Here is a 15,185-nt window from a genome sequence, read left to right on the forward strand (position 1 = left end):
CCGGCCCATCCGCGTCATTCCGCTGAACGTTTTCCGAACCCGGGAGCAATCTCATGACCGTACGCAAGAACCAGGCGAGCCTGACCGCCGCCGAGAAGCGGCGCTTCGTCGACGCGCTGCTGGAGCTGAAGCGCACCGGCCGGTACGACACCTTCGTGACCACGCACAACGCCTTCATCATGAGCGACACCGACAACGGTGACCGGGTGGGTCACCGGTCGCCGTCCTTCCTGCCCTGGCACCGCAGATTCCTCATACAGTTCGAGCAGGCGCTCCAGGCCGTCGACCCGTCCGTCACACTGCCTTACTGGGACTGGACGGTGGACCGTACCGTCACGGCCTCGCTGTGGGCACCCGACTTCCTCGGAGGCACCGGACGCGCCAGGGACGGGCAGGTCGCCGAGGGGCCGTTCGCGGTGAGCGGCGGCAGATGGCCGGTCACGGTGACGGTCGACGGGCGCGGCTTCCTCCGCCGCGCGCTCGGGTCCGGCGTTCCGCAGTTGCCGACCCGTTCGGAGGTCGACGCGGTCCTCGCCATGCCCACCTACGACTCCGCGCCGTGGAACAGCGCCTCGGACGGGTTCCGCAACCACCTCGAAGGCTGGCGCGGCGTCAATCTCCACAACCGGGTGCACGTGTGGGTCGGGGGCCAGATGGCCACCGGCGCCTCGCCCAACGACCCGGTCTTCTGGCTGCACCACGCGTTCATCGACCGGCTCTGGGCGCAGTGGCAGGCACGCCACCCCAACTCCGCCTACCTGCCGGCCGCGCGGACGAGGAACGTCGTGAGCGTCGACGACGTCATGCGGCCGTGGAACGACGTGACACCTGCCGACATGATGGATCACACGGCGCACTACACCTTCGACACCATGGCGTAGCGCGGCGGCGGGCTCCGGGCCGGCCTGCGGGGATCCGTACGCCGTCACGCCGACGAGCACCGGAGGCCCGCCGCAGGTCGGCCCGTTAGGGTCGGGTGCATGACATCGACCCTTGACGGCGCCCTTGACGGCAGCGCCTTCGACTCGCTGCGCCGCGACGCCATGGCCGACCAGGAGGCGCTGCGCCGGGCCTACGAACTCCCGAGCGCCGCGGCCGTACGCAAGCAGATGACCGAACTCACCGAACAGACACGTCGGTTGATCGGCTGCTCCTCGCTGGTCCTGGTCGCCAGCGCGGACGCCGAGGGCAACTGTGACGTCTCTCCACGCGGCGGCCCCGCCGGGTTCGTCTCGGTCCTGGACACACGGACGGTGGCAATACCGGACGCGACCGGCAACAAGCGGCTGGACACCCTGCAGAACGTCATCGCCACCGGACGGGCCGGGCTGCTGTTCTTCGTCCCGGGGCGCACCACGACGCTCAGGGTGAACGGCCGGGCCTGCGTCTCCACCCGGCCGGAGCTGCTGTCGCAGCTGACCGCCGTAGGCAAGCCGCCGACCAGTGCGCTGGTGGTGGGCATCGAGGAGGTCTACCCGCACTGCCCCAAGTCGCTTCTGCGCAGCGGCGCCTGGAAGCCGGAGCAGTGGCTGCCGGCGGACGCCCAGCCGACCTCGGCCGAGGTGACGCTGGCCCAACTGCGGATGCCGGAGCTGACGATCGCCGACATCGAGCGAGTGGAGGCCGAGTCGCTGAAGTACCGGTACGAGTAACGGGCGGCGGCCCGGCGCAGCCAGGCGATCGACTCGTCGAGAGCCGCGAGGTCGTCCTTCTCCGCCGCGTACTTCCGCAGGGCGAGCGCGAGGTTGTACGCGTAGCCGTCGGCCGCCGACCCCGCACGCAGGCCGCCTCGGAGCACGTCGATCGACTCACGCAGGACGCCGAGGTCGTAGCTCCGGTCGTAGAGACAGCTCAGCGCGAGCCCGAGGTTGCCGCCGCGGGTGTAGCGGTCGGCCGGGGATGCGGTGGCGTAGGTGGTACGTAACAGGTCGACGGCCAGCGCCAGTTGGGCGATGTCGCCGGTACGGTCGAACTCGTCCCGGTGGGAGAGCGCACGCTCGTAGTCGTTCCTATGCCGCAGCAGCATAAAGCGCGGGACAGGAGCGCACCGCCCTTTCGGACGTCATGCCATCCGCGCGAGCGCCGAAGCGGCCGGGCCGCAGAGACCACCGGGAAGCCTCACCGGGCCGGACTGCCGGGCCGGACTGCCGGGCCGGATCAGCGCACACACCGAAGTGTTGACGGTGCACACATCGGGCGCTACTTTCAGGTGGACACCTCCGGCGTGACCGTGCAGCCGCGCAACCCGGCACCGGAGTCTCGGAGTTGCGGCCCACCCCCGCATCCCCTCCCACCCCACCCAGGAGACACAGCCGCACATGGACTCTCCCCTCGCCACCGTTCTGCTCCCGCTCGCTCTCGCCGTCATCATGTTCGGACTGGGCCTGTCCCTGACCGCCGACGACTTCCGCCGGGTGCGGCGGCACCCACGCGCCGTCGTCGTGGCGCTGCCCTGCCAGGCGCTGCTCCTCCCCGCCGTGTGCTTCGGCCTGGTCATCGCCTTCGACCTCTCCCCCGTACTCGCCGTGGGCATGATGCTGCTCGCGGCCTCTCCCGGCGGGACGACGGCCAACCTCTTCAGCCACCTCTTCGGCGGCGATGTGGCACTGAACGTCACGCTCACGGCGATCAACGCGGTGGTGGCCATCGTGACGCTGCCGATCATCACCAACCTCGCCCTGCTCCACTTCGAGCCGGGCATCGGGCAGGACGGCCTGGGGCTGCAGTTCGGCAAGGTGCTCCAGGTCTTCGCGCTGGTGCTCGTGCCGGTGGTGATCGGGCTGATCGTGCGCAGCCGGTCGGAGGCGTTCGCGCGGCGCATGGACCGTCCGGTGCGCCATCTGTCGGTCGTCGTCCTGGTCGCGGTGATCGCCGGTGCCGTGGCGGCCGAGCGGAGCAACATCGCCGGCTACCTCGTGGACGCGGGGCCGGTGGCCCTTCTCTTCTGTGTGCTGAGCCTGGCCACGGGGTACTTCGTACCGCGCTGGGCGCGCGTCGGCAAACGGCAGGCGATCGCCTGTTCCATGGAGATCGGCGTGCACAACAGCGCGGTCGCCATGACGCTGGCGATCAGCGTTCTCGGCAGCGTCGGCCTGGCGGTGCCCGCCGCCGTCTACGGCGTACTCGCCTATCCCGTCGCGGCGCTCGCCGGGCTGCTGATGACCCGCCTCGGCAGCCCGGCGAGCGCCACGGAAGAGGCCGCACCGGTGGGCTGACCCGAGGGGTGCGACCCCTGGGCTGACCCGAGGGGCGAGGCCCGGAGCGAAGGGGCGCGGCCCGGAGCGGAGGCCCGCCGGGCGCGCCCGCCCTGATCGATACGGCCTTCATGGCGCCTCCTCTCCTCACGGCGTGCCGCAGCCCACACCACTCAATGTTTACGGTGATTACATCCATCAGCTAATGTGAGTGGTGTACACATCGTAGGCGATCAAGAGGGAAGAGAATCCGAATGACCAGCGAACTGTTCTCACCACTGCACCTGCGCTCCGGACAGGTACTGACGAACCGGATCGCGAAGGCGGCCATGGAGGAGAACATGGCCGGCGCGGGCCAGCTGCCCGACGACCAGCTGTTCACGCTGTACCGGCGCTGGGCGGCCGGTGGCACCGGACTGCTGATCACCGGCAACGTCATGGTCCACGCCGAGGCACTGACCGGCCCCGCCGGTGTCGTACTCGACGAGAACGCGCCGCTCCAGCCGTTCACCGAGTGGGCCGAGGCCGGCAAGTCCGGCGGCGGCGCGATATGGATGCAGATCAACCACCCCGGCCGCCAGGTCGCCTCCGGCATGCCCGGCGTCGTCTGGGGCCCGTCCGACATCGGCGTCGACCTCGGCAGGCACAGCAGCCGGTTCGGCCGGCCCACCGCCGTGAGCGCGCGGCAGATCGAGGAGACCGTGGCCCGGTACGCGGTGACCGCGCGCCGGGCCGAGGAAGCCGGCTTCGCCGGGGTCGAGATCCATGCCGCGCACGGCTACCTGCTGTCGCAGTTCCTCTCGCCGCTGGTCAACAAGCGCTCGGACCGATGGGGCGGGCCGCTGGAGAACCGCGCCCGGATGCTGCTCGACATCGTCGCCGCCGTACGGGCCGCCGTCTCCCCGTCGTTCGCGGTCGCGGTGAAGCTCAACTCCGCCGACTTCCAGCGCGGCGGGTTCGACGCCGACGACGCCCGCCAGGTCATCGAGATGCTCGAACCGCTCGGCGTCGACCTGGTCGAGCTCTCCGGCGGCAGCTACGAGAGCCCGGCGATGACCGGCCGTTCCACCGACACCCGGACCCAGGCGCGCGAGGCGTACTTCCTGGACCTGGCCGAGGACCTGGTGAAGACCAGCCCGCTCCCCCTGATGCTCACCGGCGGCATCACCAGGCGCCGGACCGCCGAGCGGGTTCTCGACAGCGGCGTGGCGGTCGTCGGCATGGGCACCGCCCTCGCCGTCACCCCTGACCTGCCCCACCGCTGGCAGCGGGGCGGCGAGGCCGACCGGCAGATGCGGCCGGTGACCTGGTCGGACAAGGCCCTCGCCTCCGCCGCGAGCATGGCCCAGGTCCGCCACCAGATGCGCCGCCTCGCCCGGGGCAGCAGCCCCAGGCCCGGTACGCATCCGGCGATCGCGCTGGTCTCCGAACAGCGCAGGCAGCGCACCGCACTGCGCCGCTACCGATCTTGGCTGGCGGCGCCCCGCAGCGCGGCCTGAGCGACGCCGGGCCCCTGAACGAGCAGCAGGGACCCCCTTGCTGACAGCACAGCACCGCACTCTGCCGTCATGTATACATCGCCAACATGGAAGGAGAACACCCCATGTCTTCCGCGCAGAAGGACGACGCGACCGTCAAGGTCGACCTCGGAGGCCGCGAGGTCACCGTCCCCAGGGGCGGTCTCTACGACCGGTACCGGATGGCCCCCGACCTCGACGCGATCGCCCGCGACCCGCGCGTAAGCGGCGTGGACTTCTTCCGGCAGCTGCCCAAGATCAAGGTCGACTCCCCCATCGGCCCCACGCTCACCCCGAACTTCTACTACAAGGTCTCCACCGCCCGGCTGACCATGCTCGCGCCGTCCCGCGCCATCCGCGCCCGGCTGCCCGAGGAGCTGGCACCTCTGGAGCTCACGCCCGGCCTCGGGCTGATCTCGGTGATGTTCTTCCGGTACGAGGTGTGCGACATCGACTTCTACACGGAGGCCGCCGTCGGCATCGCCGTGAAGCCGGCCCGCCACGGGAAGCTCGGCTTCTTCGACCTCGTCTCCGGCCTGAAGAACGAGCACCTGGACTCCTATGTGCTGTCGCTGCCCGTGAGTACGGAGATCGCCCAGGTCCGCGGCCACGACGGCTACGGCTTCCCGAAGTGGGTCACCGGCCTCGACGTCGGCATCGACCTCCAGCGGACGACCGCCCGCGTGGCCAACGACGCCGGCGGGATCGACCTGGCACTGTCGGCCGCTACGCCGAAGCAGACCGCGTACCCCAGCGGTGAGCGCGTCTCCTCCCTCACCTCGTACACGTCGATCGCCGGCGCCTGGCACTCCACCCTCAGCCAGACCAACGTGCTCAACGCCGGTACGACGCGCGGCAGGAGCGGCATCGGCCTTCAGGTCGGCGAGGGCCGCATGGCGGACGATCTGCGCTCGCTCAGGCCGAAGCGGACCGTCCAGTTCGACGTGATGACCGAGGGCCAGCTCGCCCTGCACATGCCGGTCCCCACCTCGGTCCCGCGCCGGAGCGAGTAACCGCCCCCGGATCACGTACCGGACCCAGCAACCAAGGAGCCCCGCCATGGCCACCGACCACGCCACCCGGCCCACCACCTCCCCCTCCGCCGCCGCGCTTCCCGCGTCCATCACCCCGGCCCTCCTCAGGCGGCTGACCGCGCAGGTCTCCGCCGCGCCGGACGCCGCCCGGGTCACCATCAGCGCCCCGTACACCGGCGTCCCGCTGGCCGACCTCCCGGTCTCGACGCCCGACGAGGTCGAGGCCGCGTTCGCCCGGGCCCGGATCGCGCAGAAGGCGTGGGCCGCCACGCCCCTGGGCGAGCGCAGGAGGATCCTGCTCCGCTACCACGACCTGGTTCTGGCCCGTCAGGACGAGGCGCTGGACCTGATGCAGGCCGAGAACGGCAAGACCCGCCGCGACGCCTTCCTGGAAGTCGTCGACATCGGCATCGTCTCGCGGTATTACGCCCGCAACGCCGCCAAACACCTCAGCCCCCGGCGCCGCCGCGGCGCGATCCCGCTGCTCACCCACACCACCGAACTCCGGCACCCCAAGGGCGTCGTCACCGTCATCTCGCCCTGGAACTATCCGCTCAGCATGGCGGCCGGCGACACCGTCGCCGCACTGATGGCCGGCAACGCCGTCGTCCAGAAGCCCGACACCCAGACCGCCCTCACCGCGCTGTGGTCCATGGACCTCATGTACGAGGCCGGGCTCCCCCGCGACGTCTGGCAGATGGTCATCGGCCGCGGCAGCTCCATCGGCGACCCGCTGATGGACAACGCCGACTACATGATGTTCACCGGCTCCACCGCAAGCGGCCGCGATATCGCCGCCAAGGCGGGCCGGCGCCTCATCGGCGCCTCCCTCGAACTCGGCGGCAAGAACCCGATGCTCGTCCTCGCCGACGCCGACATCGAGAAGGCGGCGGAAGGCGCCGTCGCCGCCTGCTTCCCGTCCGCCGGACAGCTGTGCGTCTCCGTCGAGCGGCTGTACGTCGCCGAGTCCATCCGCGACGCGTTCACCGCCGCGTTCACGGCCCGCGCGCAGAGGCTCAGGATCGGCGCCGCGTACGACTACAGCGTGGACGTCGGCAGCCTCACCACCGCCGCCCAGCTCAGAACCGTCACCGAGCACGTCGACGACGCCGTCGCCAAGGGCGCGACCGTCCTCGCCGGCGGCACGGCACGGCCCGACCTCGGCCCGCTCTTCTACGAGCCGACCGTCCTCACCGACGTCACCCCGGACATGACGCTGTACGGCCACGAGACCTTCGGCCCCGTCGTCTCCATCTACCCCTACCGGGACGAGGACGAGGCCGTCGCGCTGGCCAACGCCACCTCCTACGGCCTCAACGCCAGCGTCTGGTCCCGCGACGGAGCCCGGGGCCGGGCCGTCGCCGCCCGCGTGCACGCCGGAACCGTCAACGTCAACGAGGCCTTCGCGGCCGCGTGGGGAAGCGTCGACGCGCCGATGGGCGGTATGGGCGACTCCGGACTCGGCCGACGCCACGGCGCCGACGGCATCCTCAAGTACACCGAGCCCCAGACCATCGCCCACCAGCGCGTCCAGGGCTTCACCCCGCCCGCCCGCATCAGCCCCGAGACCTGGGCCGCCCTCCTGACCGGAGCGCTCAAGGTCCTCAAGACGGCCAAAGTCCGCTGAACGCGGCGGAGAATCCGGCCGGACAGCACGAGAAACCGGGCGGCCCGCCCACCCGGCAGGCCGCCCGGTTTCTTCTGCCTCCTCGATCCCCTAAGATGTATACAACGTTCACATCAGGGAGGAGATGTGGACATGGCGAACATAGGGAGCTCTGCCGATGGCCCGGACCAGCACGTACCACCACGGTGATCTCCGCGCCGCCTGCCTCCGCGCCGCGCGCGAGCTCCTGGAGGAGGACGGCAGCGCCGGTCTCTCGCTGCGCGCGGTGGCCCGGCGCGCCGGGGTGTCGGCGACGGCCCCCTACCGCCACTACGCCGACCGCGAGGCGCTCGTCTCGGCGGTGGCGGCCGAGGGGTACCGCGAGCTCGCCGGATCCCTGGCGCAGGCCCATCCCGCGCCGTCGACGCCCGACGAACTCGCCGCCGTCGCCGTCGCCTACGTACGGTTCGCGCTGGAGCACCCGGCCCTGTTCCGGGCGATGTTCGCGGAGCCGTGCGACCCGACCAGCGAGGAACGGGTCGCCGCGACCGCGGCCATAGCGCAGTACGTCCGCACCATCGTCGCCGCCACCTTCCCCGGCGTGGACGCGGACGCGCTGTCGACGACGGTCTGGGCCCTCGTCCACGGCCTCGCGTTCCTGCACCTCGACGGCAAACTCGACTCCTCCACCCCCGAAGTCGTCACCGCCCAGGTCAACGGGGCCGTGCACGCATTGTTCAACGCCTCTCCGGCGATGTCCCGTACGGCAGCGGCCGCTCAGCCGACAGCCTGACCGGAGAAGCCGAACGCCGCCGCCGGCAGTTCGGCCTCCGTCTCCTCGTAAGGGAGGTAGATGCCGAGCTGGTTCTCCAGGAACCTCAGGAACGCCACATCACCCACCTCGGTGCCGTCGTCGACGAAGCCGAGCGACTCCTCCGCCGGGACACCGCTCAGCAGGTGGGGCAGGCCCGGCTCGAACCACGTCACCACCTCGCCGTGGAGCGCGTAGCCGACGTGGTGGGAGCCCCTCGCGTTGCGATGCACCACGAACGCCCGCCCGCGCTCGGACAGCTCCGCGATGCGGGTGTCCGTACGGCAGCCGAACTCCTCCAGCGCGTACGCCCAGCCCGCCACCGAGCCCGCTCGGACGATGGTCTCCGGCGGGGTCGGCAGGAAGCCGCCGCTCGTCAGCCGGCCGACCGCCGCCGTGTCCTCCCAGTCCAGGAAGTCCAGGTCGCTGAGGTGGTCGCTCTCGTCCCTCAGCAGCAGGCTGTACGCCGCGGAGCGGGTCAGCGGGACGATGTGACGCTCCTCGGCACCTACGCGGCGCAGCAGTTCGACCGGGGAGAGCCCCTCGCCGAGCGTGAGCGTGAAGCTGATGTCGTAGGCGTCCGCTATCCAGCGCAGCCCGTTCTCGCCCGATCCCCGGTCCATGAGGCCCCCTGCCTGCCGGCCCGTCACGATGACGCGCTCGCGGGCAGAACCTATCGCGGTTCAGTACAGCGCGACCTCTACAGCGGCACGCCGGTCAGGAACTGAAGCTGAGGTCCACGCGGCCCCCCTCACTCAGCCGGCGCAGCGTCAGCATCCGGCTCGCGTGGTCGCCGGGCGGCAGCTCCGCGGGGAGGCCGTGTGCGGTGAGCGCGGCGCCGCTTTGTACCGGGCGATGTACGCCGCTGCCTCGGCCGGTGACGTAGGACACCGTCGCCGACGACACACCGGCCGCACGGGCCACATCGGCTTCGGCGGTGCAGGCCGTCGGGCCAACGGGCCGGCCCGACGCCCGGCCGGTCCGGCGGCTTCCGGTCAGCGACGACCGGCGGTGAGGGTGACGAGGAACTGGCCGCCTCCCGCTTGGACATCGGCGGTCACCGGCAGCTCCGGCACCAGTCGCGAGAACCGGTCCACGAGCCAGTCCGCCGCGTCCTGGGCATCCTGCCTGCTCGGACAGCGGCCCACCAGCTCACGGCCCCCCTTGCGCTCCAGCCGGGAGGCAACGGTGATCAGCGGCGCGGGTTCGACCACGTACAGGCTGTCCGGCCAGGCGATTTCCACCTTGACCGCGCCCTTGCGGGAGTTGCAGCCGCGGTGCGCGAGCCGCTCGGCGACCTTGGCCTTCCGGTCGGCGGTGCGACTGTCGACGCTGGGCCCCTGCGGGTCGTTCACCGACTTGTCGGGGTCGACCGGTTCGTCGCACACCCAGCATCGCCAGCCGTCGCGCTCGGCCACATCATGGAGAAGGCTCATCCGAGCAAGGTAGTCCCCCCGGCCGCCGCCCGCGCACGCGGGCAGGGGATGAAGACGTCCGCCCCGGCGAAGACGTCCACCCCGGCGAAGACGTCCGCCCGGGCGAAAACGTCCGCCCCCGGCGCCGAAGCACGGCGTGCGCGTCAGGCGGCCAGCGGTGCGAGCCGGGTGCCCAGGGCCATGATCCGCATCGCGCGCTCCGTGGCGTCGGCCAGGAACTCGCCGCTCCTCCCGATCGCCTCCACCAGCGTCATCGGGGCGGGCAGGATCGCGCTGTACGCGTCCACACCCACCGCCCGCACGTCCTGGGCGCCCGGCCCGATCGTCCCCGCCAGCACCAGAACGGGCACTCCGCACGCGTGTGCCCGCCGGGCGACCTCCGCCGGGATCTTCCCGCGTACGGTCTGGCTGTCGAGCGCCCCCTCCGCCGTGATCACGAAGTCGGCGCGGGAGAGGCGCGCGTCGAGGTCGAGACCGTCGAGCAGGACGTCGTAGCGGGGCAGCAGACGCGCGCCCACGGCGGCGAGGCCGGCCCCGAGACCGCCGGACGCCCCCGTGCCGGGAGCCGTGCGCAGGTCGACCGGGGTACCGGTCGCCGGAGTGAAGGCCGGGGCGAGGTCCCGGGTGAGGACATCGGCCAGCCGCTCCAGGCCCGCGGAGAGCAGCTCCACCTCCGCCGGGGTCGCCCCCTTCTGCGGCCCGAACACCCGGGCCACCCCGCGCTTCCCGCAGAGCACGTTGTGCGGGTTGCAGGCCACGAGCAGTTCCGTGCGGGCCAGCCGCGGGTCGAGGCCGGACGGGTCGACGCGCTCCAGCTCGTGCAACGCCCCGCCGCCCCGGCGCAGTTCACGGCCGTGCCGGTCGGTCAGCCGGGCCCCGAGTGCCTGGAGCGCACCGGCGCCCCCGTCCGACGTACCGGAGTCGCCGCAGCCGATGAGGATGCGCCGGGCTCCCGAGTCCAGGGCCGTACGGATCAGTTCGCCGACGCCGTACGTGGTGGTCGCGCCCGGGTGGCGCAGGCCCGGCGGCACCAGGGCGAGGCCCGCGACGGCGGCCATCTCGACGACGGCGGTGAGCGGTCCCGGTGCTGTGCCGCCGCCCAGCAGCGCGAAGTGCGAGGCGACCGGCTCGCCCACCGGACCCGTCGCGGTGCACGGGACCAGCCGGCCCCCGCCCGCCAGGGCCAGCGCCTCGGCGGTGCCCTCGCCGCCGTCCACCAGCGGGATGAGGTCGAGTTCGGCGTCGGGGATCACGCGCCGTACGCCGACGGCGATGGCCTCGGCCACCCGGGCCGCGGACAGGGACTCCTTGAAGCCGCTGGGGGCGATGGCGATGCGGTGGGTCATGGCTGGGTCTCCAGGAGGACGGGCACGCCGAGCAGCGGCCAGACGGCGAGGGCGAAAGCGAGGACGAGGGCCGCGCTGAGGGGCGCGAGGAACGCGGACAGCCGCAGCAGGTCGCGCGGGGTGTAGGTCGGGGTGCCGGGCACGTCAGCGAAGAGCGCGACCGGCTTGGCCGAGGAGGGCAGCGTGTGGCAGAACCCGGCGGCGGCCGTGGAAGCCAGCGCCGCCGCGACCGGGTTGACCCCGGCCCCGACCGCCGCCGCGACCACCAGCGGGACCAGGACGGAGGACCGGGCGGAGCGCGACTGGAGCGCCAGGTGGGCGGCCGTACTGACCACGACCACGCCGGTCAGGAACATCCAGGGATGTGTGGACGCCCCGAGGGGTATCCAGCCCACCAGCCAGTCGGCCGCGCCCGAGTCGGAGAGGGCGACGCCCATCGCCATGGTGGCGGCCATGAACAGCAGCAGCGGCCAGGGAACCGTCCGCAGACCATCCTTGAACCGCACGGTGCCCAGCGCCGGAGAGGTCGCCACCAGCGCGCCGGTGAGCGCGACCACGGCGGGCGACACCCCGTGCAGGGGCTCACTGCACCACAGCACCACCACCGTCGCCAGCAGGAGCAGGCACCGGGACTCCTCCGGGCTGAACGGTCCTTCGACGGACGTCTCGGAGTGCTCCTGGATCTGCGCCGCCGTGATGGTGACCGGACCCTTGCGGTCCGCCCGCCGGGTCGTCGTCAGCAGCACCAGCTCGGCGGCCAGATGGGAGGAGACGACAGCCAGCGGCAGCCCGAGGACGAGCCACTGCACGAAGCCCAGCTGCTCCCCCGTCTGTTCCCGGAGCACCCCGACGGTGATCAGATGCGCCCCCGCGCCGATCAGGGTCGCGACGGCCGACAGCAGGATGACGGTGGGGAAGAGCAGCGCCAGCATCACCACCAGCCGGGTGCGCTCGCGCAGGGCGGCGGCCAGCGCCATGAACACCGGGAGCGCGAGCGCGGCGCGCCCCGATGTGGCCGGCACGGCGAACGCGGTGACGACCAGTCCGGCCGTGGTCAGGTGCACCAGCTGGCGCACGGTCCTGGCCCCGCCGACCAGGAAGACGGCGGCCCGGCCGGCCAGACCGGTCCGGGTCACGGCCGCCGCCAGGACGAAGGCGCAGATCAGCAGCCACACCGTCTCGTCGCCCAGGGTGGCGAACAGGGTCTCGCTGCTGATCACCCCCGTGACCGTCAGTGCGAGGCCCGCGCCGAGCGCGATGTAGGCGTCGTCCACCGGAGTGGCGATCCAGGCGGCGGTGGCCAGGGCGAAGACGGCGAGCGAGAGCCGGCCGTCGACGCCGAGGCCGGGGGCGGCGCCGGGGACGGCGAGGAGAGCGCAGAGTCCGAGGACGGCACAGAGGCCGACGGTCTGCCGGAGTGGTAGAGGCACGCTGTACAGCCTCCGAAGGCGGGGTGAGTCTCCGATGAGCGGCCGATGAAGGCTTTTTCACCGAAGGCGCCGAGCGCCTCCCTCTCCGCTCGCGGGGCGTGCCCGGGGCATCCCGGGGACAGCGAACGGCCCCGCCCCGGGCACACGGGACGGGGCCTCCGGCCGGGAAGGGGGCCTGGCTCAGGGCAGGCGGTAGCCCATGCCCCGGATCGTCTCAAGCCGCTCGGCGCCCAGCTTCCGGCGCAGCGCGCGTACGTAGACGTCCACGATGTTGGATCCCGGATCGAAGTCGTACCCCCACACATGGGAGAGGATCTGCTCGCGCGACAGCACCTGGCCGGGGTGGCGCAGGAACATCTCCAGGAGCACGAACTCGCGCGCCGTCAGATCCACCGTCCGCTCCCCCGCGCGGGCCCGGCGCGTCCGCAGGTCCAGGGCGAGGCTGCCGCTGCGCAACAGGGTGACCTCGGGCGCGCGGGCTGCGGTGCGCTGCCGCAGCCGTACCCGGGCGAGCAGTTCCTCGAAGCGGAACGGCTTCGTCATCCAGTCGTCGGCCCCGCCCTCCAGACCGGCCACGGTGTCCCGTACGGAGTCGCGCGCGGTGAGCACGATGACCGGCAGCGTGACGCGGGCCTCGCGCAGCTCCCGCAGCACGGTGAAACCGTCCCGGCCCGGCAGGCCGATGTCGAGCACCATCAGGTCGAACCCGCCGGTCAGCGCGTGGCCCAGCGCCAGGTCCCCGTCCTCGGCGACGACCGTGGTGAAGCCGTTGGCCCGCAAGCCCTTCTGGACGAACGAGGCGATGCGCTCCTCGTCCTCGGCGATCAGTATCCGGTTCATGAATCGGTCTCCAGCGTGAGTACGAAGGTGGCTCCGCCGCCCTCGGTCCGGCGTAGTTCGACGCGGCCGTGGTGGCCCTCCGCGATGGCCTTGACGATGGCGAGGCCCAGCCCCGCGCCGCTGGTGCGGGTCCCGCGCCGGGACGTCCCCCGGCGGAACCTTTCGAAGATCACCTCGGCGTCCTCCGGCGGGATTCCGGGCCCGTGGTCGGCGACGTACAGCTCGACGCGGTCCGTCCCGTCCCGGCCCTCGTCGGCCCGCGAGCCGATACGGATGCGCTGGCCGGGCACGGTGTGCTGGACGGCGTTCTGCGCGAGCTGCACCATCGCCTGCGTCATCCGCTGCGGATCCAGCCGCACTTCGCGGTCCGCGACGCCGTCGAGCTGCCACTCCCGCTCTCCGAGGGTCCGCACCTTGACGAACACGTCGGCGGTCAGCTCCGCGAGCTGGACGGATTCGGGGCGTACGAAGTCGGGGCGCTCGGCCCCCGCGAGCAGGAGCAGGTCCTCCACGATGCGGCTCATCCGGTCCAGTTCGTCCGTGACCAGCCGCACCGTCTCCTCCCGGTCCGCCGGGTCGTCGCCCATCAGCTCCAGGTGGCCCCGGACGATGGTGATGGGTGTGCGCAGCTCGTGCCCGGCGTCGTCGACGAACACCCGCTGCGCGGCGAACGCCCGCTCCAGGCGGTCGAGCATCGCGTTGAACGTCTCGGCGAGGGCCGCGATGTCGTCCCGGCCCTCCACCGGGATGCGCCGGGTGAGGTCCTGCTCGGTCAGTTCCGCCGCCGTCGTCCGGACGATCCGGACGGGCGCGAGGATGCGTCCGGCGACGGCCCAGCCGATCCCGGTCGTCATCAGCAGCGCCACACCGGACAGGGCGAGCAGCGTCCAGAACGTCTTGTCGGCGACGGCCCGTTCGCGCTCCGGGTGGAAGGCGACGACGAACGCGCCGGGCTGCTCGCCCGCGGACGGCTCGATGGCGACCTTGGCCCAGCGCAGCTCTCCCTGCGGGCGGTCCAGGGTCCCGAAGGTGTCCGGGGAGGCGTGGATCCGGGTGAGCGAGGCGTTGTCCTGCCACAGGGCGATGTCCCGCGGCAGTTCGCGGCGCTGCCGGATGACGCCGGGGCGGTCGCCGGGCCGGCCGGTCAGGCCGAGCAACTCCTCGTCGGGGTCCGCGTACTGCCGTTGGAGATAGACGCGGAGCAGCTTGTCCGCGGTGTCGAACCGGCCGCCGGTGTCCGGGTCCACCCCCTGCGGCACGAAGTTCGCGAACTCGCCGGTCTCCTGGGTGAGCAGCTGGCTGATGCGGTGGTCCACGTCCCGCTGGAGGAGCGAGCGCACGGTGACGGCGACCGCGCCCAGCGCGACGGCCATCACGACCAGCAGCCACAGCAGGATCCGTACCCGGGCGGAGATTCTGGGGAAGCTAACCGTCATCACCGAAGTCGTCGTCGTCATCGTCGTCGGCCGCCGAGGGGCCGGGGACGACGGAGCTGTCCGGTGTACGGGTCGGAGTGGAGGGGCCGCTCGGCGACGGGGCGTCGGTCGGCGAGGTGACACCGCTGGGCGGCGGTGTGCCGCGCGGACTCTCCTCCAGCTGGACGGTGGAAGGCACCTTCGGCGCTTCCGGGGTGTCGGTCATGGCATAGCTGGTGGCCGCTATGCCGAGGGGCACGGCGACGACGGCTGCCAGGGCCGCCAGACGAGGTGAGAAAGCCATGCGTTCACCCTGGCCGTCCCGGACGGTACGAAGATGAAGCGAAAATGAACAATCCTTCATCTCAGATGCACTTCCCGGCCATCCGGGACGGCCGGCGGGAACTCGGCAACAGGTCAGCATGAGTACCGTCGGCAGGCGCTCCCGAGCGCTATGAAGCCCTCCGCCACCATGAAAGAAGGCTTTTGGCAGACGGGTTCACGACCAGGATCACCGGTCCGCCAGCAGCTTCCGCGTGCTTGCCCACCGGGTGTG

The 15,185-nt window shown here is 72.0% G+C and carries 14 protein-coding genes; 7 read left to right on the forward strand and 7 right to left on the reverse strand.

Annotated elements, in window-relative coordinates; all coding sequences use genetic code 11:
• The first annotated feature begins 53 nt into the window (after positions 1-53).
• The 7 genes from melC2 (at position 54) to ACQP09_RS01185 (ending at position 8,144) form a co-directional block, all read left to right on the forward strand.
• Positions 54-881 (forward strand): tyrosinase MelC2, encoded by an 828-nt coding sequence (melC2, locus tag ACQP09_RS01155; protein ID WP_433395212.1) that lies wholly within the window; start codon positions 54-56, stop codon positions 879-881.
• Between the two features lie 99 nt (positions 882-980).
• Positions 981-1,652: an MSMEG_1061 family FMN-dependent PPOX-type flavoprotein gene (locus tag ACQP09_RS01160; protein WP_433395214.1), complete on the forward strand. Its 672-nt coding sequence runs from the start codon at positions 981-983 to the stop codon at positions 1,650-1,652.
• A gap of 666 nt (positions 1,653-2,318) precedes the next feature.
• Positions 2,319-3,215: a bile acid:sodium symporter family protein gene (locus ACQP09_RS01165; RefSeq protein WP_433395215.1), complete on the forward strand. Its 897-nt coding sequence runs from the start codon at positions 2,319-2,321 to the stop codon at positions 3,213-3,215.
• Between the two features lie 233 nt (positions 3,216-3,448).
• Positions 3,449-4,693 (forward strand): NADH:flavin oxidoreductase/NADH oxidase family protein, encoded by a 1,245-nt coding sequence (locus tag ACQP09_RS01170; protein ID WP_433395216.1) that lies wholly within the window; start codon positions 3,449-3,451, stop codon positions 4,691-4,693.
• Between the two features lie 104 nt (positions 4,694-4,797).
• Positions 4,798-5,724, forward strand: a complete 927-nt coding sequence (locus ACQP09_RS01175) for an acetoacetate decarboxylase family protein (RefSeq protein WP_433395218.1) — start codon at positions 4,798-4,800, stop codon at positions 5,722-5,724.
• A 46-nt stretch (positions 5,725-5,770) separates the two neighbouring features.
• Positions 5,771-7,372, forward strand: a complete 1,602-nt coding sequence (locus ACQP09_RS01180) for a succinic semialdehyde dehydrogenase (RefSeq protein WP_433395220.1) — start codon at positions 5,771-5,773, stop codon at positions 7,370-7,372.
• Positions 7,373-7,529: 157 nt separating this feature from the next.
• A complete protein-coding gene (locus tag ACQP09_RS01185; protein WP_433395222.1) occupies positions 7,530-8,144 on the forward strand; it encodes a TetR/AcrR family transcriptional regulator in 615 nt (204 codons plus the stop codon).
• On the opposite strand, the gene ACQP09_RS01190 is transcribed toward ACQP09_RS01185, so the two are convergent.
• The 7 genes from ACQP09_RS01190 to ACQP09_RS01220 form a co-directional block, all read right to left on the reverse strand.
• A complete protein-coding gene (locus ACQP09_RS01190) occupies positions 8,129-8,785 on the reverse strand; it encodes a DUF6461 domain-containing protein (RefSeq protein WP_433395224.1) in 657 nt (218 codons plus the stop codon). The two genes, ACQP09_RS01185 and ACQP09_RS01190, sit on opposite strands and share 16 nt — an antisense overlap.
• 372 nt (positions 8,786-9,157) lie before the next feature.
• Positions 9,158-9,598 carry a hypothetical protein gene (locus tag ACQP09_RS01195; RefSeq protein WP_433395226.1) on the reverse strand — a complete coding sequence of 147 codons (441 nt, stop codon included), beginning with the start codon at positions 9,596-9,598 and terminating at the stop codon, positions 9,158-9,160.
• A 143-nt stretch (positions 9,599-9,741) separates the two neighbouring features.
• The gene (locus tag ACQP09_RS01200) at positions 9,742-10,944 is read right to left on the reverse strand and encodes a glycerate kinase family protein (protein ID WP_433395228.1); all 1,203 of its coding nucleotides are present in this window, start codon (positions 10,942-10,944) and stop codon (positions 9,742-9,744) included.
• The gene (locus ACQP09_RS01205; protein ID WP_433395230.1) at positions 10,941-12,374 is read right to left on the reverse strand and encodes an SLC13 family permease; all 1,434 of its coding nucleotides are present in this window, start codon (positions 12,372-12,374) and stop codon (positions 10,941-10,943) included. The genes ACQP09_RS01200 and ACQP09_RS01205 overlap by 4 nt, the downstream gene beginning before the upstream one ends.
• 180 nt (positions 12,375-12,554) lie before the next feature.
• Entirely contained in the window at positions 12,555-13,214 is a 660-nt protein-coding gene (locus ACQP09_RS01210) for a response regulator transcription factor (protein WP_433395232.1), read from the reverse strand.
• Positions 13,211-14,650, reverse strand: a complete 1,440-nt coding sequence (locus tag ACQP09_RS01215) for a sensor histidine kinase (protein WP_433406448.1) — start codon at positions 14,648-14,650, stop codon at positions 13,211-13,213. Before ACQP09_RS01215 ends, ACQP09_RS01210 begins: the two co-directional genes overlap by 4 nt.
• Complete coding sequence (locus ACQP09_RS01220; protein ID WP_433395234.1) at positions 14,640-14,933, reverse strand: small hydrophilic protein; 294 nt, start codon at positions 14,931-14,933, stop codon at positions 14,640-14,642. Before ACQP09_RS01220 ends, ACQP09_RS01215 begins: the two co-directional genes overlap by 11 nt.
• Positions 14,934-15,185 lie beyond the last annotated feature (252 nt).

This window comes from Streptomyces sp. CA-146814 (assembly GCF_050942385.1).
Classification (GTDB): Bacteria; Actinomycetota; Actinomycetes; order Streptomycetales; family Streptomycetaceae; genus Streptomyces.